Origin of the sequence: Pseudomonas sp. R3-57, from assembly GCF_051132065.1 — a bacterium.
Taxonomy (GTDB): Bacteria; Pseudomonadota; Gammaproteobacteria; order Pseudomonadales; family Pseudomonadaceae; genus Aquipseudomonas.
The window spans coordinates 462,035-481,225 of record NZ_CP071655.1; the positions used below are offsets into that span (position 1 = coordinate 462,035).

Below are 19,191 nucleotides of genomic sequence, written 5' to 3' on the forward strand. Positions count from 1 at the left end.
TGGTTATGGGTGCCCGGCACGACTACGTGGCCCTCGAATGGGTCAAAGGCGCAATCGCCGATACGCTGAAGCAGGCGCATCAGGCGATTGAAGCCGTGCTGGATGATCCGCAGGCCTTTCCGGGACTGGACGAGTGCCTGGATTACGTCCATCAGGTGCACGGCAGTTTGCAGATCATCGAGTTCTACGGCGCCGCGCTGCTCGCCGAAGAAATGGAGCACTTGATCGAAGCCCTGCAACACGACCGCGTCAATCATCGCGATGAGGCCCTGCACCTGTTGTTGCAAGCCCTCGGGCAGTTGCCGATCTACCTCGACCGTGTGCAGAACGCGCGGCGTGACCTGCCGTTGGTGGTGCTGCCGCTGATCAATGATCTGCGCAGTGCCCGTGGCGAAAGCCTGCTGTCGGAAACCAGCCTGTTCAGTCCGCAATTGCCCGAACTGGCGCCGCTCAGCGCGCCGGCGCTGACGCAACTGGAACCGGCCGACCTGCCGAACGTGCTGCGCAAACTGCGCCAGACCCTGCAAATGGCGCTGGTCGGTTTGCTGCGCGAGCAGGATGACCCGACTCACCTCGGTTATCTGGAAAAAGTCTTCAGCCGTCTCGAGGCGCTCAGCGGCGATTCGCCGCTGAGCCCGTTATGGCAGATCGCGGCGGCGCTGGTCGAAGGCATGCGCGACGGCGTCATTGCCAACAGCCCGGCGCTGCGCAGCCTGTTCAAGGATGCCGACAAGGAGCTCAAGCGCCTGCTCGAACAAGGCATGGCCGGGCTTAACCAGCCCGCGCCGCCGGAGCTGCTGAAAAGCCTGTTGTTCTATATTGCCAAAGCCGAACATCCCACCGGGCAGATGCTGACCATGAAAGATCGCTACTCCCTGGACGACGCGCTGCCTGACAGCGCAATGGTCGATGAAGAACGCGCACGCCTCGCCGGGCCCGATCGCGACGCGATGCGCTCGGTGCTCGCGGCGCTGTGCGAAGAACTGGTACGGGTCAAGGAGCGCCTCGATCTGTTCGTGCGCAGCGACCGCCAGCACGCAGCGGATCTCGACAGCCTGCTCGCGCCGCTGCGGCAGATCGCCGACACCCTCGCAGTGCTCGGGTTCGGCCAGCCGCGCAAGGTCATCATCGATCAATTGGCGGTGGTGCTCAGCCTGGCGCAGGGTCAACGCGAACCGAACGACGCGATCCTGATGGACGTCGCCGGCGCCTTGCTCTACGTCGAAGCGACCCTGGCCGGGATGGTCGGCACCGTCGAAACGGAGAGCCCGGAAGACGCACAACTGCCGACCACCGACCTGACGCAGATTCACCAGATCGTGATCAAGGAGGCGCGCATCTGCCTGCAACAGGCCAAGGACATGATCGTCGACTACATCGACGCCGACTGGGATCGCCAGCAACTGCAAGCGTTGCCGGCGCTGCTGACGCAGGTGCGCGGTGCGCTGGCAATGATTGCCTTGAGCCGTGCGGCGAGTCTGGTCGAGGCGTGCAACGGCTTCATTCGTGAACATCTTCTGCTCGATCCGCACGAGCCGGGTTGGCAGCAGCTGGACGCGCTCGCCGATGTCATCAGCAGCCTCGAGTACTATCTCGAGCGCTGGGGCGACGACCCGCTGGCGCCGAGCGAGCCACTGCTGGACGTGGCGCAGAAGCGCCTCGCCAGCCTCGGTTTCTTCCCCGACGATCACGCCGCCGAGGCGCCCGGCGAGCAGCAGGTGCCGGTGCTCGACGAAGTGCTCAGCCCCGATGAAGCACTGGTGATGCAGGATCTGCAAACGCTGGATGATCCAGAGGTCGTGCAATCGCTGGCCGACGTTCTCGCCAGTCCGGTTTCGGCGGTCAACCCGCCGGCACGCAGCACCCCCGGTAGCCTGCTGCCGCCGCCCGCCGATGAAGAACCGGTCGATGACGAGCTGCGCGAGGTGTTCCTCGAAGAGACCGACGAAGTACTCGCCGTGCTGCACGAATACCTGCCGCGCTGGAGCGCCGACCCACATGATCGCGAAGCGCTGAGCGAACTGCGCCGGGCCTTTCACACGCTCAAGGGCAGCGGGCGCATGGTTCGCGCGCTGATCCTTGGCGAGCTGGCGTGGGCCGTGGAAAACCTGCTCAACCGCGTGCTGGAGCAAAGCGTCGAACCGGGTTCGGTGGTGCAGCGCTTGCTCACCGACACCGTTTTGCTGCTGCCCGAACTGATCAGCGAGTTCGCCACGCAGCGCCAGCGCCAGCGCAACGATGTCGATCAACTGGCCGCGCGTGCCCACGCCCTGGCCAAGGGTGACGAGCCGCTGGCTGCCGAAGACGTCGACGATGTCGCCGCGCTCGATCCGCTGCTGCTGGAGATTTTCCGTAAAGAAGCGGAAACCCACCTCGCCAGCCTCAACCGCTTCCTCGACCAGGCGGCCGAGCATGTGCCGCTGCCGGCCAGCGATGAATTGCAACGCGCCTTGCACACGCTCAAGGGCAGCGCGTCGATGGCCGGCGTGGTGCCGATTGCCGAACTCGCCGCGCCACTCGATCAATTGGCCCGCGAATTCAAGGCGCACCAGTTGCCGCTGGACCTCGACGAGGTCGAGTTGCTGCTGGAAGCCGAAGGCCTGTTGCGCGTCGGCCTGCGCCAGCTCAAGCACGATCCGCTGGCGCCGATTGTCGGTGCGCAGTCACTGATCAAACGTGCGCAAACGCTGCTCGCCGAGCGACTGGCGTCGATCCTCGATGCGCCGGACACCGGCCTGCGGGTCAAGCGCGATCCGCAGCTGATCAACAACTTTCTCGCTCAAGGCATGGACATCCTGCTCGACGCCGAGAGCCTGTTGCAGCGCTGGCAGCAGCACCCCGGCGAACGCCAGGAACTGAGCGCCTTGCTCGACGAACTGACGACCCTCGGCGAAGGCGCGCATCTGGCCGATCTGCTGTCGGTCGACGTGCTCTGCGAGGCCTTGCTCGACCTTTACGGCGCCGTCGAAGAAAGCAGCCTGGCGGTCAGCGAGCGGTTTTTCCATGAAGCGCAGCAGGCCCACGAAGCGCTGATCAACATGCTCGACGAACTGGCCGCCGGCCAGGAAATCACCCCGCAGCCGGAGCGGGTGCGCGCCCTGCACGAACTGCTCGATGAAAGCCTCGATCCTTCGTCCATGGGCCTGATCCGCAGCGACGGCAGCCGCACCCTGAGCATTCGTGAACTGGGCAGCGCCACCGCCGAATTGCAGCAATCCGCCGCGCCGTTGGCTGCGGATGACGAAATCGTTGAGATCTTTATCGAAGAGGCCGTCGATATTCTCGACAGCGCCGGCCAGGCCTTGCAGCGCTGGCTCAGCGAACCGGACAACGGTGCACCGCTGTCGTCGTTGCAGCGCGACCTGCACACCCTCAAGGGCGGTGCGCGGATGGCCGAGGTCGAGGCGATCGGCGACCTCGCGCAAGAACTGGAAAACCTTTACGAAGGTCTGGCTGATCGGCGTTTCAGCCACAGCAGCGCGCTGGCGCAGTTGCTGCTCAACGGCCATGAGCGTCTGGCGTTGCTGGTCGAGCAACTGCAAGCCCGGCAAGCGCTGGAACCGGCGCAGGCCTTGATCGAAGCGCTGCGCCAGGCGCGCCATGGCGCGAGCACCAGCGAAACGCCGACGGCCAGCGCCGACCCTGACAGCGCCGCGCACGATCCGGAGTTGCTGGAAATCTTCCTCGAAGAAGGTTTCGACATCATCGAAAACTCCGGCGCCGCATTGCTGCGCTGGCAGGCCGAGCCGGGTAATCGCCAGGACGTGGAAACCCTGTTGCGCGATCTGCACACGCTCAAGGGCGGCGCGCGGATGGTCGAGATCGGTCCGATCGGCGACCTCGCCCACGAACTCGAATACCTCTACGAAAGCCTGTCCACCGGTGCCTTGCAACCGTCAGCAGAGCTGTTCGCCCTGGTGCAGCGCGGGCATGACCGGCTGGCGCAAATGCTCGACGGGGTACGTGCCGGGCAGCCGTGCCCACCGGCGGACCGCTTGATCAATGCGATCCAGAATTTCAGCCATCCGCTGAGCGCCGAAGCACCGCCAGCGCTGCCATTGCCGACGAAATCCGAGCCGACGCCAGCGCCCGCCGAGGCCGCTGCGGACATGGTCAAGGTCTCCGCCGAACTGCTCGATGAGCTGGTCAATCTGGCCGGGGAAACCTCGATTTTCCGTGGCCGCATCGAACAGCAGGTCAACGATGCGCAGGTCGCGCTGAACGAGATGGAAACCACCATCGAGCGCATGCGCGATCAGTTGCGCCGCCTCGACACCGAAACCCAGGGGCGGATTCTCAGTCGCCAGCAAGTCGACGGCGAACGCCTTGGTTATGAAGAATTCGATCCGCTGGAAATGGATCGCCACTCGCAGTTGCAGCAACTGTCGCGGGCCTTGTTCGAGTCGGCGTCCGACCTGCTCGACCTCAAGGAAACCCTCGACCGGCGCAACCACGACGCGGAGAACCTGTTGCAGCAACAGGGGCGCGTCAACACCGAATTGCAGGAAGGCCTGATGCGCACGCGCATGGTGCCGTTCGAGCGCATGCTGCCGCGGCTCAAACGCATCGTCCGCCAGGTTGCCGAAGAGCTGCACAAGGACGTCGCCTTCGTCGTCGGCAATGCCGAGGGCGAGATGGATCGCAATGTTCTGGAACGCATGGCCGCGCCGCTGGAACACATGCTGCGCAACGCCGTCGACCATGGCCTGGAGTCCGCCGAAGTGCGGCTGGCGGCAGGCAAACCGGCACAGGGGCGAATCACCCTCGACCTGTCCCGAGAAGGCGGCGACATCGTTTTCGATATTCGTGATGACGGCGCCGGGGTGCCGCTGGAAGCGGTGCGGCGCAAGGCGATCAAACGCGGGCTGCTCGCACCGGAGGCGGAGATCAGCGACCGCGACGTGTTGCAGTTCATCTTGCAGCCGGGGTTTTCCACAGCGGAAAAGATCACCCAGATTTCCGGGCGCGGCGTCGGCATGGACGTGGTCCACGAAGAAGTGCGTCAGCTCGGCGGCAGCATGAGCATCGATTCGGTGCCGGGGCAGGGCGTGCATTTTCGTATTCGCCTGCCGTTCACCGTGTCGGTCAATCGTGCATTGATGGTGCAATGCGGCGAGGATCAATACGCGATTCCGCTGCATACCATCGAAGGCATCGTGCGCGTGTTGCCCAACGATCTCGAAGGGCATTTCCGTCAGGACCCGCCGCGCTACCACTACGCCGGCCAGACCTATGAACTGTGCTACCTCGGCGAGCTGCTGAAAACCGCACCACGGCCAAAACTGCTCGGGCAGAACCTGCCGCTGCCGGTGTTGCTGGTGCACTACAACGACCGGCGCATTGCCGTGCTGGTCGACGCGATGGCCGGCACCCGGGAAATCGTGGTGAAGAGCCTCGGCCCGCAGTTCGCCGCGTTGCAGGGCGTGTCCGGCGCGACGATTCTCGGCGATGGCCGGGTGGTGCTGATTCTCGATCTGCTCGCACCGATCCGCGCGATGCAGGCACGGGTGGCGCAGCCGCCAGCCCTGAGCGACCTCGACAGCGAACCGCAGAAACCGCTGCTGGTGATGGTGGTCGACGACTCGGTGACGGTGCGCAAGGTCACCAGTCGCTTGCTCGAACGCCACGGCATGAACGTACTGACCGCCAAGGACGGCGTCGACGCGATGCTGCTGCTCGAAGAACACCTGCCTGACGTAATGCTGCTCGACATCGAAATGCCGCGCATGGACGGCTTCGAAGTCGCCACGCAAGTGCGCAACGACGAACGCCTGCAACACCTGCCGATCATCATGATCACCTCGCGCACCGGCCAGAAACACCGCGACCGCGCGATGGCCATCGGCGTCAACGACTACCTCGGCAAGCCGTATCAGGAGTCGGTGCTACTGGAAAGCATTGCCCACTGGAGCAACAGACATGCATGAACACGGGCACTCGCTGCGCAGCAGCCAACTCACCGGCCTGTTGTTGCCGCTGGCAGACCGCAACCTGATCCTGCCTAACGTCGCCGTCGCCGAACTGATCGATTACCAGGCCGGCGCCTTCGACCTCGACACGCCACCGTGGTATCTGGGGCGGGTGACATGGCGCGAGCGGCAGATCCCGCTGATCAGTTTCGAATCGGCGTGCGGGCAGAAAATCGTCATTGGCGAGCGGGTACGGATTGTGATCTTGAATGCGCTGGGTGGGTTGCCGGAGCTCAGGTTCATCGCATTGCTGGTGCAGGGCATCCCGCGCTCGTACAAGCTCGACAGCCAGTTGAGTTATGTCGACGTGCCGCTGTGCGGGCTGGAGCGGGCGGCAGTGCAGGTCGGCGAGCAAGTGGCAAAAGTGCCGGATTTGTTGGCGCTGGAGCAGTTGTTGGTGGAGGCGGGGCTGGTCCATTGATCCAGAATGGGTGGTGCTCAGACGGACCTCATCGCTGGCAAGCCAGCTCCCACAGGGTTTTGTGGGGTACACCGACTTCGAATACAGCTCGGACACTGTGGGAGCTGGCTTGCCAGCGATGGGGCCAGTTGCATCACCAAATTCTTCCAGGAAAATCCTCAATGTCTGTCAGTGCAATAAACACCCTTTAACCCGGCTGTTTAAAGACACTCGGTGTTACGGCTCGCCAGCCTACAAATCCTTGCGCCACTGCCTACGCATGCACCAGAATCCGCCGGCTTGTGCGCCTTGGGCATGCTGCGTAACTTGATTCCGTCACTGATTTTCAGTGATCGGGTTTAGTAGCCCGTCATATTTGGGGCGTATAGCTCATCAGACAGTCAGGTACTTCATACCTGCACTTTGTGGTGGTTGTGCGCAGGGCGCCTTCGGGCGCGCCGGTTTCCCAGATCCCCGGTCTACTAACCTGCGCACAGCTGCCTCCACTTCTTTTAGTAGGGAAGCGGTGGCTAGCCCGAATGAGGATCTGGTAAATGTTCAAAGTAACGCCAAACCCGCCGGTCACCGACCCGGCATCCCCCTACGAATCCCCCGATTCGAAGAAATTCCACGAAGCCGCCGAACGCGCGCTCGACCACTACCTCGGTCCGACCAACGCCGACCTCATGGCCACGCCCTACACCCCTAACACGCTGTACATGGCCAACCCCAATGCCGACACGGAATCCCTGCTGGCGGACGCCAGTGAAACCCTCGGCTCGGCCACGGTGATGCTCAACAACCACGCGGCCATGGTTGAAGGCACGCACCGCAAGACTGTGCAGGGTATTGCGCAAGTGGTGATGGTGGCGGAGATGGCTGTGAATCTTGTGTTGGACAGGTTGGTGCCGACGGAGTGACTTCAAAGCCGACCCTCACCCCAGCCCTCTCCCGGAGGGAGAGGGGGCCGACCGAGGTGTCTGGCGTTGTACATCGACCTGAAAAACCGAGTCGATTATGGAGCTGGTAAACCTGGGTAAATCCCGGATTCAGTGCAACATTGCCAGGCCGTTGCAATTCCCGAATATCCCCCAATCGGTCCCCTCTCCCTCCGGGAGAGGGTTAGGGTGAGGGCGCTCTTGATCATTACGCTGAACGTAACGATTCACCACCGTGCTTGATTGATGCCCCCACCTCACACGCCTACCTTGGCTCCACGACAGCGAACCCCGTGGAGTGAGCATGACAACAATAATTTCCCCCGACTCGCGCTGGACGCGGCGGCGCGATGAGAAGCAGCGCCGGCTCGACAAGGTGCGCGGGCTGGCCGATGGTGCGGTGCTGCCCAGCGACAAGATCGTCGCCGCGCTCGAAGCGCTGATCCATCCCGGCGACCGTGTGGTGCTGGAGGGCAACAACCAGAAACAGGCGGATTTTCTTTCGCGTTCCCTGGCCAAAGCCGATCCGGCGAAGCTCCACGACCTGCACATGATCATGCCCAGCGTCGGCCGCTCCGAGCACCTTGATCTCTTCGAACGCGGCATCGCCCGCAAGCTCGATTTCTCTTTCGCCGGCACCCAGAGCCTGCGCATCAGCCAGTTGCTTGAAGACGGCCTGCTCGAAGTCGGCGCGATTCACACCTACATCGAACTCTATGCACGGCTGGTGGTGGACCTGATCCCCAACGTCGTGCTTTCGGCCGGGTTCATGGCCGACCGCGCCGGCAATATCTACACCGGCCCCAGCACTGAAGACACCCCGGCACTGATCGAACCGGCCGCGTTCAGCGATGGCATCGTCATCGTTCAGGTCAACCAGTTGGTGGATGACGTCAGCGAACTGCCGCGCGTGGACATCCCTGCCTCATGGGTCGATTTCGTCGTGGTGGCCGACAAGCCGTTCTACATCGAACCGCTGTTCACCCGCGACCCGCGCCACATCAAGCCTGTGCATGTGTTGATGGCGATGATGGCAATCCGCGGGATCTACGAAAAACACAATGTGCAGTCGCTCAACCACGGCATCGGTTTCAACACCGCCGCCATTGAGCTGATCCTGCCGACCTACGGCGAATCCCTCGGCCTTAAAGGCAAGATCTGCCGCAACTGGACCCTCAACCCGCACCCGACGCTGATCCCGGCGATCGAAAGCGGCTGGGTCGAAAGCGTGCATTGCTTCGGCACTGAACTGGGCATGGAGAACTACATCGCCGCCCGGCCAGACGTGTTCTTCACCGGCCGCGACGGCTCGCTGCGTTCCAATCGTATGGTCTGCCAACTCGCCGGGCAGTACGCGGTTGACCTGTTTATCGGCGCGACGTTGCAGGTCGATGGCGATGGCCATTCCTCGACGGTCACCCGTGGTCGTCTGGCCGGTTTCGGTGGCGCGCCGAACATGGGCCATGACCCGCGCGGTCGCCGTCACGACACCCCGGCGTGGCTGGACATGCGTCACGGCGATGCGCCGCAACCGATGCTTGAGCGCGGCAAGAAACTCGTGGTGCAAATGGTCGAGACCTTCCAGGAGGGCGGTAAACCGACTTTCGTCGAAACCCTCGATGCGGTCGAAGTGGCGAAGAAAAGCGGCATGCCGTTGGCGCCGATCATGATCTACGGCGACGACGTTACCCACCTGCTGACCGAAGAAGGCATCGCCTACCTGTACAAGGCGCGCTCGCTGGAAGAGCGCCAGGCGATGATCGCCGCCGTCGCCGGCGTCACCGCGATTGGCCTGCGCCACAACCCGAAAGACACCGAGCGCATGCGCCGCGAAGGCCTGATTGCCTTGCCCGAAGACCTCGGCATCCGCCGCACCGACGCCACCCGCGAACTGCTCGCGGCGAAAAGCGTGGCCGATCTGGTCGAGTGGTCCGGTGGCCTGTACAACCCGCCCGCCAAATTCAGGAGCTGGTAATGCACGCATTCAACCTGCAAGCACAACCGCTGTCGCTGGCTGACCGCTTGGCCGATCTGGCGGTGGACGCGTTGATCGACGAAGCCGACCTGTCGCCGAAACCGGCCTTGGTCGACCGTCGCGGCAACGGCGCCCATACCGATCTGCACCTGGGCCTGATGCACGCTTCGGCGCTGGCGTTGTGGCCGGCGTTCAAGGAAATGGCCGAGGCCGCGCTGCACATTGGCGAAGTCGGTCTGCCGTTGCGCGAAGCGATTGGCCGCATCGGTCGCGAAGGCGAACAAGCCATGCTCGCGACCACCAACGGGGTCAATACCCATCGCGGCGCGATCTGGGCGCTGGGTCTGTTGGTGACGGCCGCAGCGCTGCAACCGAAATCCATCGCCCTGTGTGCCGCACGCCTGGCACTGCTCGACGACCGCTACGCACCGAAGCCACTGAGCCACGGCGCCCAGGTCGCCCAGCGTTACGGCGCACGCGGTGCTCGCGAGGAAGCGCAACTCGGCTTCCCCTCGGTGCTGCAACGCGGTTTGCCGCAATTGCGCAAGAGCCGCGCCAACAGCGTCGGCGAACAGAACGCCCGGCTCGATGCCTTGCTGGCGATCATGACCGAACTGGCCGACACCTGCGTGCTCTACCGCGCCGGCGAACAAGGCCTGCACGCCATGCAAAGCGGCGCGCAAGCGGTGCTCGACGCCGGCGGCAGCGCCAGCCTTGCAGGCCGCCGCCGATTGCATGAACTGGATCAACAACTCATCGCATTGAATGCCTCGCCCGGTGGCGCCGCCGACTTGCTCGCCGCCACGCTGCTGCTCGACCGAATCGAGCGCGACGGCATCCTTCAGGGAGCGTTTTGATGGAAAGCCTATCGTTTGAATTCCCCGCCGGGCAGCCGACACGCGGACGTGCGCTGGTCGGTTGTGTCGGCTCGGGAGATCTGGAAGTGCTGATCGAACCGGGTCTGGCCGGCAAGCTGACGATCAACGTGCAGACCTCGGTCAACGGCGCGCAACAGCGCTGGCAGCATCTGTTTGCACGGATGTTCGACGGCACCACGCCACCGGCGATGGCCATCGATATTCACGATTTCGGCGCGACGCCGGGGGTGGTGCGCTTGCGTCTGGAACAGGGTTTCGAGGAGATCGGCCATGACTGACAGCGCAGCGTTGCTCAACAAACACAGCTTCGTCGAACTCGGCGCGCGGCAACGGGCGAAAGCCTTGCTTGACGCCGGGACGTTTCGGGAATTGCTCGACCCGTTTCAACGGGTGATGTCGCCGTGGCTGGAACGCCAGGGCGTGGTGCCGCAGGCCGATGACGGCGTCATTATCGCCAAGGGCAGCCTCGACGGCTTGCCCGTGGTGATTGCGGCGATCGAAGGCGCTTTTCAGGGCGGCAGCCTTGGCGAAGTCGGCGGGGCGAAGATTGCCGGCGCGCTGGAGCTGGCCGCCGAGGACAACCGCAAAGGCATCCCGACCCGGGCGGTGCTGCTGCTGGAAACCGGTGGCGTGCGTTTGCAGGAAGCCAATCTCGGCCTCGCGGCGATTGCCGATATTCACGCGGCGATTGTCGATTTGCAGCGATACCAACCGGTGGTCGGCGTGGTCGCCGGCAGCGTCGGTTGCTTCGGCGGCATGTCGATTGCCGCCGCGCTGTGCAGTTATCTGCTGGTGACCCAGGAAGCGCGCCTCGGTTTGAACGGCCCGCAAGTCATCGAGCAGGAAGCCGGGATCGAGGAATACGACTCACGCGACCGGCCGTTCATCTGGAGCCTGACCGGGGGCGAGCAACGCTTCAACAGTGCTCTGGTGGATCGATACGTTGGCGATGACGTGGCGCAGATTCGTCAGCAGGTCGGCGAATTGCTCCAGCAAGGTTTGCCGGCTCAGCCACGCAGCCAAAGCGCCGAGTGGTTCCTGCAACGTCTGAGCAGTCTGAACACTGATCAGCAAATCGAACCCTCGGTGGTTCGCGATCTGTATCAAGGAGAGCGCTCATGAGCGGTTATTCTCTGCGCGGTTTGCACTGGTTCAACGCCTTGAGCGCGGGCGCTAAAAGTGTCGAAGGACTGCCGCCGTCGTTGAAAGTGGCTGACGTTGAACTCGGGCGTTTTATCGCCGTGGTCGCTGACCCGGACAATCGTTTCCCACGCGCTCGCAACGGCGAAGTCGGCTTGCTCGAAGGCTGGGGGCTGGCCAAGGCTGTGGATGACGCGATCAGCGCTGATCGCGATAACGCGCAAAAGCGCCCGATCATCGCCATCGTCGATGTGCCGAGCCAGGCCTACGGTCGGCGCGAAGAAGCCCTCGGCATCCATCAGGCGCTGGCCGGCGCGGCGGGCAGTTATGCCCGTGCACGGCTGGCCGGGCATCCGGTGATTGCCTTGCTGGTCGGCAAGGCCATGTCCGGGGCGTTTCTGGCGCACGGTTATCAGGCCAATCGCCTGATCGCCCTGCGCGACCCCGGGGTCATGGTCCACGCGATGGGCAAGGCCTCGGCGGCGCGGGTGACGTTGCGCAGCGTTGAAGAACTGGAAGCGCTGGCCGCCAGCGTGCCGCCGATGGCCTACGACATCGACAGTTACGCCAGCCTCGGTCTGCTCTGGGAAACCCTCTCGGTGCAGCAGATCGAACAGCCGACCGCAGAAGATCTGGCGCGCGTCAGCGAATGCCTCAAGCAAGCCATCGGCGATATCACCGGCACTGACCTGAGCAATCGCCTCGGTGCCAGCAATCGCGCGGCGTCGAGCAAAGTCCGCGAGCTGCTGAGGGCGCAGTGGTGAACATGCCACTGGCCCACGACCTGCTCTGGGGCATGACCCCGGCGCAGTTGCCGGCGGATGCGCCACAGTGGTCAGTTGATTCGCTGGCCGCCGGGCAACCGGTGGTGGTGCGGCGCGCGCTGAGTGCTGAAGGTCTGATTGCGGTGGGCGTGCGTGGGTTGCTGCGTGAGCAGCGGCTGGCGGCGCTCATGTGCGTCGATTCGATTGTGCGGCGGGTCAATCCTGAAGCGTTGTGTCATGTCGACAGCGCGCGTGATCTGCCGGTCATGCAAGCGCTCAGGCAATTGCGGCCGATGCTCGATGACTGTGGTTGGGTCTGGGGTGTCAGCGGCAGTGTCGGCTTTGAGCTGGCCAGCGGTTTTGCCGCGATGCACGCGGCCAGCGACCTCGATCTGATCCTGCGCGCGCCGCAACCAATTACCCGTCAGCAGGCACGCCAACTGGTCGCGTTTTTTGATCGCGCCGCGTGCCGGGTCGACATGCAGTTGCAAAGCCCATTCGGCGCGGTGGCGTTGCGCGAATGGGCCAGTGGGTCGGCGCGGGTGCTGCTGAAAAATGCGCAACAGGCGCAATTGGTGGTCGATCCATGGCAGCCGCAGGAGCAGGCAGCGTGAGCAGTCTGCTGGTATTCCCCGGCCAGGGCGCGCAGCAAGCGGGCATGCTCCAGCGCTTGCCCGGGGAAGTGTTGACCGAGGCCAGCGATGTGCTCGGCGAAGATGTCTCGCGGCTCGATTCTGCCGAAGCGTTACGCACCACACGGGCGGTTCAGCTGTGCCTGCTGATCGCCGGCGTCGCGGCCTCACGGCAGCTGTTGCAGGAAGGGCTGACGGCGGACTACGTCGCCGGTCTGTCCATCGGCGCGTATCCGGCTGCAGTAGTCGCCGGGGCTTTGAGCTTCAGTGACGCATTGCATCTGGTCAGCCTGCGCGGTGAGCTGATGCAGCAGGCTTATCCCCAGGGCTACGGCATGACCGCGATCATCGGACTGCAATTGTCCACAGTCGAAACGCTGCTGGCGCAGGTGCACAGCGAGGATTCGCCGGTGTATCTGGCGAATATTAACGCCGATAATCAGGTGGTGATTGCTGGTAGCGACGAGGCCATGCAAGCGGTGGCCGAACTGGCGCGCAGTCGTGGCGCCGGTCTGGCGAAGCGTCTGGCGGTGAGTGTGCCGTCGCACTGTCCGTTGCTGGACGAACCGGCGCAAAACCTCGCCGAAGCCTTCGCCAGGGTTGAATTGAAAACCCCGAAAATCGCTTACCTGAGCGGTAGCCGTGCGCGGCCTGTGACCAAGGTCGAAGCGCTGCGCGACGACCTCGCCTTCAATATGTGCCGCGTGGTGGACTGGCGCGGCACCGTGCAAAGCGCCTACGAGCGCGGCGTGCGGCTTCAAATCGAACTGCCGCCCGGTGCGGTGCTGACCGGGCTGGCGCGCCGGGTGTTCGAGCAGGGCACCGTCACGGCCTTCGACAGTGCCCGCCTCGACACCCTGCAAGCGCTGTTGCGAGAGGAGGGTGGCCGCCAACTCTAAAACCGCCGCGACTCAAGCTTCGAACAACAAAAACAACATTCGACGATGCACTTTGAGGACTACAACAATGATTATTTACGGTGTGGCGTTTCTCGCCTTTTGTACGCTGGTCGGTATCTGGGTCGGTGAACTGCTCGGCAAGCTGATCGGCGTGCCGGCCAACGTCGGCGGCGTCGGCATTGCGATGCTGCTGCTGATCGGCCTCGGCAGTTATCTGTACAAAAGCGGCTGGCTCAAGGGCAAGACCGAGCAGGGCGTGGAATTCTGGAGTGCGATCTACATTCCCATCGTGGTCGCCATGGCGGCGCAGCAGAACGTCTACGGCGCGCTGAAGGGCGGGCCGATGGCTATTCTCGCCGGCACGCTGGCCGTGGTCATCGCCTTTGCTCTGGTGCCGGTGCTGACGCGCATGGGCAACAAGCAACAGACGCCGATTGCTCCAGCCAAGACTGCGGGGTAAGCGCCATGTACGAATCGATGATGAAAGTGATCACCGGCTACGGCCTGATCAGCGGCTTTTTGATTGTCGGCCTGACCATGTGGGTGTCCTACTGGATGTCCAACACCTTCACCAAGGGCCGCTTGCACGGCTCGGCGATTGCCATACTGCTCGGCCTGGTGCTGTCGTATGTCGGCGGCGCGCTGACCGGTGGGCAGAAGGGCGTGGTGGATATTCCCTTGTTGTCCGGTATCGGCCTGCTTGGCGGCGCCATGCTGCGCGATTTTGCGATTGTCGCCACCGCGTTTGGTGTCAGTGTCGACGAGCTCAAACGCGCCGGGTTTGTCGGTGTGCTGGCGTTGTTTGTCGGCGTCGGCACCTCGTTTGTTGCGGGCGTTGGCGTGGCGATGGCGTTCGGTTACACCGATGCGGTCAGCCTGACCACGATTGGCGCTGGCGCGGTGACGTATATCGTCGGGCCGGTGACCGGCGCGGCGATTGGCGCCAGTTCCGAGGTGATGGCGCTGTCGATTGCGGCGGGGTTGATCAAGGCGATTCTGGTGATGGTGATGACACCGTTCGTGGCACCGATGATCGGCCTGAACAACCCGCGCAGCGCGGTGATTTTCGGCGGGTTGATGGGCACCTCAAGTGGCGTCGCCGGCGGGTTGGCGGCGACGGATCCGAAGCTGGTGCCTTATGGTTGCCTGACGGCGGCGTTTTATACCGCGCTTGGCTGTCTGCTTGGGCCTTCGCTGTTGTTTCTGGCGATGCGAGGCTTGATGGGCTAGGGCTATGACTGATCGTTCCCACGCTCTGCGTGGGAATGCAGCCCGGGACGCTCTGCGTCCCAAAGCGGACGCAGAGCGTCCATTGAGGCATTCCCACGCAGAGCGTGGGAACGATCAATCTTCTGTCGATCATGCGCTGGCCTGGCGATTGGCATACATCCGACACTCCGCCAGCAACGCCAGCAAATTCGGGTCCCTTTCCTTGGCCTTCAGAAACACCACCCCGATGTGCTGCTGCAACCGATACTTCTCCTGCAACGGAATCAGCTTCACCCGATTCTCGTACACCGCCGCGATCCGCCCCGGCAACAACGCATAACCGACCCCCGAGCTGACCATGCTCAGCAGGGTGAAAATGTCATTCACCTGCATCGCCACTTTCGGCTCGAACCCCGCCTGCCTGAACACCCGGTTGCCATCCTGATGCGTGGCGAAGCCCTGGGTCAGGGTGATGAAAGTTTCATCGCGGACCTCGGCCAGATCGACTTCACTGCGCTGAGCGAACTTCGAATCCGCCGGGGTGGCGAGAAAGATGTCGTCGGAAAACAGCGCAATCTGCTCGCAGTCCGGGTCGTTGATGCTGTCGTCGAGTGACACCAGAATCGCGTCGACTTCCATGTTTTTCAGCTTGTAGAGCAGGTCGATGTTGGAGCCGAGGATCAGGTCGATGTTGAGTTCGCTGCGGCGGATTTTCAGGCCCATGATCAGTTGCGGCACGGTCTTCACCGTCAGCGAATACAGCGAGCCAAGCTTGAAACGCTCGGCGGAGAACCCGGCGGCCTCGCGGGTCAGGCGCACGCTGTCGACCACGTCGTTGATCAGCTTCTGCGCGCGTTCTTCCAGCACATAAGCACTTTCCAGCGGCGTCAGGTTGCGCCCTTCGTGCTTGAACAGCGGGCAGCGCAGGGCACTTTCCAGCGAATGAATGGCGCGGTGCACGCTGACGTTGCTGGTCTGCAATTCGGCGGCGGCGCGGGCGAGGTTGCCGGTGCGCATGAAGGCGAGGAACACCTCGAGTTTTTTCAGGGTCAATTCTTCGTCGATCAGCATGGCGCGGACTCTTTTTGGTATCGACCGATTGTGCCCAATTCCGGCGTGCCGCGCAGGCGCGGTTGAACAGAAACATTGCGCTTTTACGCTCAAGGCCCGAGCCTTGCGCGCGGCGGTGATGAAGACGAGGTGTGAAACACATGTATCACGGGGAAAAACTCAACGCCTGGACCCATCTGGTCGGAGCGGTGGCGGCGTTTATCGGCGGCGTGTGGATGCTGGTGATCGCCAGTCTCGACGGCAGTCCGTGGAAGATCGTCAGTGTGGCGATCTACGCGTTCACCCTGCTGGTGCTCTACAGCGCCTCGACCGTGTACCACAGCGTGCGCGGGCGCAAGAAAGCGATCATGAAGAAGGTCGATCACTTTTCGATCTATCTATTGATTGCCGGCAGCTACACACCGTTTTGTCTGGTAACCCTGCGCGGGCCATGGGGCTGGACGCTGTTCGGAATCGTCTGGGGGCTGGCGCTGATCGGCATCCTGCAAGAAATCAAACCGCGCTCGGAGGCGCGGATCCTGTCGATCGTGATTTACGCGGTGATGGGCTGGATCGTGCTGGTGGCGGTCAAGCCGCTGATCGCTGCGCTGGGTACGGCGGGGTTTGCCTGGCTGGCGTCGGGCGGGGTGTTGTATACGGTGGGAATTATCTTTTTTGCCCTCGACCACCGGCTGCGCCATGCCCATGGGATCTGGCACCTGTTCGTGATTGCCGGGAGTCTGCTGCACTTTGTTGCAATCTTGTTTTACGTCCTCTAGACCGAGGCGCGGCTAATCGCTGGCAAGCCAGCTCCCACAGGGTTTAGCGTTGTTCACAGATGGTGCGGTTAACATAGATCCTGTGGGAGCTAGCTGTGTAAACCCACCACGTTGTTCACGGATGCTATTCGGCTAATCGGTGGTAAATAACTCAAACTGGCATGCGGGCGATGCCAGTTGTACCTGTGCAACCAAGGCATCAGATACGTCGCGCGTTGATCTGAGCTTTCATAACTTCTGGCGTAGGCCCATTCGCGCAGAGCGGTCTGTATAAATCGCTCTGCCTTGCCATTCGTGCGCGGGGTGTAAGGCTTGGTAAAGATGTGCTTAAGCCGCAGCCGCCGGCACAGGCGCTTGAAGCTCCTGGATTTGTAGCAAGGGCCGTTATCGGTCATTACCCGCTCGAATTTCACGCCGAGCGTTTTGTAGTAACGCAGGGCCCGGATCAGCGCGAGGCAGGCGCTACGAGCGGTTTGGTCTGGGTATAAACCACAGTGCGCCACTCGACTATGGTCGTCGATGGCAACATGTCCAAACTCCCAACCCACATGGTAAGAACGGCCTTTCAGACGGTCTTTTGTCACTCGATGACCAGGTTTGTTAAAGCGCCCCAGCCTCTTGATATCCAAGTGCAGCAAGCCTCCCGGCTGAGAGTATTCGTAGCGAATAACCGCAACTGGCGGTTCCAGATAAGCCAGGCGATTGAGTCCGTTGCGGCTCAATATCCTGCCTACCGTGCTATGCCCCACCTTCAAAGACTTACTGATTTCGCCATAGGTTTTTCGCTCACGGCGAAGCTTGATGATTTTCTCCAGACACTCTGGGGCAGTAGCGTGCGGACAGGAAGCCGGGCGGGATGAGCGATCCTGGAGACCTTTTTCGCCTTCGGTTCGATAGCGGTTTATCCACTTGTAGGCAGTGCGAACGCTGACCCCCTGGGCCTTGGCCACCTCTTCAACTCTCAAACCCTCTGTGAGGACTCTTTGAACAAGAAGGGCTCGACCAGAAACAGTTAATCGGGCATTTTATGAGTGTTCACTCGGGGCCTCCGGGGGCTTGGTTTGGTTCGCACCTCCAATTTCCCGGAAAAGCCCCGAGTGAACAACCTACAGAGAGATCACAGCTAGCCTGCTAGCGATGAGGACAGCACATTCAAAAGTTATGGTGGCTGACCCACCGCTATCGCTAGCAGGCTAGCCCCCACACGGGTTCTGCGGTGGAGTGAAGTGTTTGTGGCAGGCAATAAAAAACGCCCCCGGCCTTGCAACCGGGGGCGTTCTTTATATGGCGGCGAAAATTACTTCGCTTTCACACCTTCAAACGAAACATACAGCTCGACTGCATCGGACTTCGGCCCGAGGTCTTTCTGCTTGCCGAAATCGGAACGCTTGATGGTGGTGGTGCCTTCGAAGCCGGCACGGTAGCCGCCCCATGGATCCTTGCCTTCGCCCAGGAAGGTCGCTTTCACGACGACAGGCTTGGTCACGCCCAGCAGGGTCAGGTCACCGGTCACGTCAGCGGTGTTGGCACCGGTGGATTTGACGCTGGTGGAAACGAAGGTGGCCTTGCCGAATTTGCTGGCGTTGAGGAAGTCAGCGCTGGCGATGTGCTTGTCGCGTTCGGCGTGGTTGGTGAACACGCTGGCGGTGTTGACGTTGAATTCGATCTTGCTGTCTTCAGGCTTGGCAGCGTCGAAGCTGAACTTGCCGTCGATGTCCTTGAAAGTACCGGTGATGAAGCTGTAGCCCAGGTGGCTGATCTTGAAATCAACGAAGGCGTGCTGGCCTTCTTTGTCGACTACGTAGTCAGCGGCCATTACGTTGGCGGACAGCACGGCAGAACCGATTGCCAGAGCGGCCAGAGTCTTTTTCAACATGCTTTCTTTTCCTTTGAGTCGAGGTTGAATATCAGGCTTTGCGACCGAGCATTCGTGTGAGGGTCGCATCACGATCGATAAAGTGGTGCTTCAATGCTGCCAACGCATGGAGGCCGGAAAAAATTACCAGCGCCCACGCCAGCCAGAGATGAATCACCCCAGCGGTATCTGCCTGATCCGGTAGTCCGGAGAGCAGTGCAGGAACTTCAAACAGGCCAAACACCGGGATCCCGACACCGTCTGCGGTGGAAATCAGGTAACCGGCAATCATCACAGCGAACAGCGCCAGATACAGAAACCCGTGGCCGAATTTTGCGCCGAGGCGGGTCATGCGGCTGTAGCTTTGCAGCGTTGACGGCGGTGGACTGATAAAGCGCCACAGCACCCGCAACACCATCACACCCAGCAGCACCAGACCGATACTCTTGTGCAGGTCCGGCGCGTCTTTGCGCCAGGTGCTGTAGTAATCCAGCCCGACCATCCACAGACCCAGCGCAAACAGCCCGAAGACCACCAGCGCCACGCCCCAGTGCATGAAAATGCTGACCCAACCATAGCGCGAAGAAGAGTTACGTAGCTGCATTGCCCAAATCCTGTGAGAACTGCGAACCAAGACTAGCGAGTTATCTATCGAATTAAAGCGGAAAATTTCGCTTTGAAATATCGAGAAATACGATCAAGA

Annotated in this window: 16 protein-coding genes and 1 pseudogene; 13 read left to right on the top strand and 4 right to left on the bottom strand. The window is 62.1% G+C overall.

Going from position 1 to position 19,191, the window contains the following annotated elements; genetic code table 11:
• Positions 1-5: 5 nt before the first annotated feature.
• The 12 genes from J3P93_RS02135 (at position 6) to madM (ending at position 14,825) form a co-directional block, all read left to right on the top strand.
• Positions 6-5,927 carry an Hpt domain-containing protein gene (locus J3P93_RS02135; RefSeq protein ID WP_434594727.1) on the top strand — a complete coding sequence of 1,974 codons (5,922 nt, stop codon included), beginning with the start codon at positions 6-8 and terminating at the stop codon, positions 5,925-5,927.
• On the top strand, positions 5,920-6,390 hold the full coding sequence (locus tag J3P93_RS02140; RefSeq protein WP_434594730.1) for a chemotaxis protein CheW: 471 nt from the start codon (positions 5,920-5,922) through the stop codon (positions 6,388-6,390). Before J3P93_RS02135 ends, J3P93_RS02140 begins: the two co-directional genes overlap by 8 nt.
• A 533-nt stretch (positions 6,391-6,923) precedes the next feature.
• Positions 6,924-7,289, top strand: a complete 366-nt coding sequence (locus J3P93_RS02145) for a DUF6124 family protein (protein WP_434594732.1) — start codon at positions 6,924-6,926, stop codon at positions 7,287-7,289.
• Positions 7,290-7,611: 322 nt separating this feature from the next.
• Positions 7,612-9,282, top strand: coding sequence for a malonate decarboxylase subunit alpha (gene mdcA, locus J3P93_RS02150; protein WP_434594735.1), 1,671 nt, complete (start codon positions 7,612-7,614; stop codon positions 9,280-9,282).
• A complete protein-coding gene (locus J3P93_RS02155) occupies positions 9,282-10,139 on the top strand; it encodes a triphosphoribosyl-dephospho-CoA synthase (protein ID WP_434594738.1) in 858 nt (285 codons plus the stop codon). The genes mdcA and J3P93_RS02155 overlap by 1 nt, the downstream gene beginning before the upstream one ends.
• Positions 10,139-10,438 carry a malonate decarboxylase subunit delta gene (locus J3P93_RS02160; RefSeq protein WP_434594739.1) on the top strand — a complete coding sequence of 100 codons (300 nt, stop codon included), beginning with the start codon at positions 10,139-10,141 and terminating at the stop codon, positions 10,436-10,438. The genes J3P93_RS02155 and J3P93_RS02160 overlap by 1 nt, the downstream gene beginning before the upstream one ends.
• Positions 10,431-11,282 (top strand): biotin-independent malonate decarboxylase subunit beta, encoded by an 852-nt coding sequence (locus J3P93_RS02165; protein ID WP_434594742.1) that lies wholly within the window; start codon positions 10,431-10,433, stop codon positions 11,280-11,282. Before J3P93_RS02160 ends, J3P93_RS02165 begins: the two co-directional genes overlap by 8 nt.
• Positions 11,279-12,064 (top strand): biotin-independent malonate decarboxylase subunit gamma, encoded by a 786-nt coding sequence (mdcE, locus tag J3P93_RS02170; protein WP_434594745.1) that lies wholly within the window; start codon positions 11,279-11,281, stop codon positions 12,062-12,064. The genes J3P93_RS02165 and mdcE overlap by 4 nt, the downstream gene beginning before the upstream one ends.
• Positions 12,058-12,678: a malonate decarboxylase holo-ACP synthase gene (locus tag J3P93_RS02175; protein WP_434594747.1), complete on the top strand. Its 621-nt coding sequence runs from the start codon at positions 12,058-12,060 to the stop codon at positions 12,676-12,678. The genes mdcE and J3P93_RS02175 overlap by 7 nt, the downstream gene beginning before the upstream one ends.
• Positions 12,675-13,595, top strand: coding sequence for a malonate decarboxylase subunit epsilon (gene mdcH, locus J3P93_RS02180; protein WP_434594749.1), 921 nt, complete (start codon positions 12,675-12,677; stop codon positions 13,593-13,595). The genes J3P93_RS02175 and mdcH overlap by 4 nt, the downstream gene beginning before the upstream one ends.
• Positions 13,596-13,662: 67 nt before the next feature.
• On the top strand, positions 13,663-14,055 hold the full coding sequence (gene madL / locus J3P93_RS02185) for a malonate transporter subunit MadL (RefSeq protein WP_101161179.1): 393 nt from the start codon (positions 13,663-13,665) through the stop codon (positions 14,053-14,055).
• A 5-nt stretch (positions 14,056-14,060) separates the two neighbouring features.
• A complete protein-coding gene (madM, locus tag J3P93_RS02190; protein WP_038861195.1) occupies positions 14,061-14,825 on the top strand; it encodes a malonate transporter subunit MadM in 765 nt (254 codons plus the stop codon).
• Between the two features lie 129 nt (positions 14,826-14,954).
• Here the strand turns inward: madM and J3P93_RS02195 are convergent, their stop codons facing one another.
• Complete coding sequence (locus tag J3P93_RS02195) at positions 14,955-15,875, bottom strand: LysR family transcriptional regulator (RefSeq protein WP_434594754.1); 921 nt, start codon at positions 15,873-15,875, stop codon at positions 14,955-14,957.
• Positions 15,876-16,015: 140 nt separating this feature from the next.
• Here J3P93_RS02195 and trhA point away from each other — a divergent pair, with 140 nt between their 5' ends.
• On the top strand, positions 16,016-16,633 hold the full coding sequence (gene trhA / locus J3P93_RS02200) for a PAQR family membrane homeostasis protein TrhA (RefSeq protein ID WP_007964065.1): 618 nt from the start codon (positions 16,016-16,018) through the stop codon (positions 16,631-16,633).
• Positions 16,634-16,722: 89 nt separating this feature from the next.
• Here the strand turns inward: trhA and J3P93_RS02205 are convergent.
• From J3P93_RS02205 to J3P93_RS02215, 3 genes and pseudogenes are all read right to left on the bottom strand, one after another.
• Positions 16,723-17,658, bottom strand: a pseudogene (locus tag J3P93_RS02205) (IS481 family transposase); the annotation flags it as partial.
• Between the two features lie 272 nt (positions 17,659-17,930).
• Positions 17,931-18,509, bottom strand: coding sequence for a YceI family protein (locus J3P93_RS02210; RefSeq protein WP_042606592.1), 579 nt, complete (start codon positions 18,507-18,509; stop codon positions 17,931-17,933).
• A 31-nt stretch (positions 18,510-18,540) separates the two neighbouring features.
• A complete protein-coding gene (locus J3P93_RS02215; protein WP_090287091.1) occupies positions 18,541-19,092 on the bottom strand; it encodes a cytochrome b in 552 nt (183 codons plus the stop codon).
• Positions 19,093-19,191 lie beyond the last annotated feature (99 nt).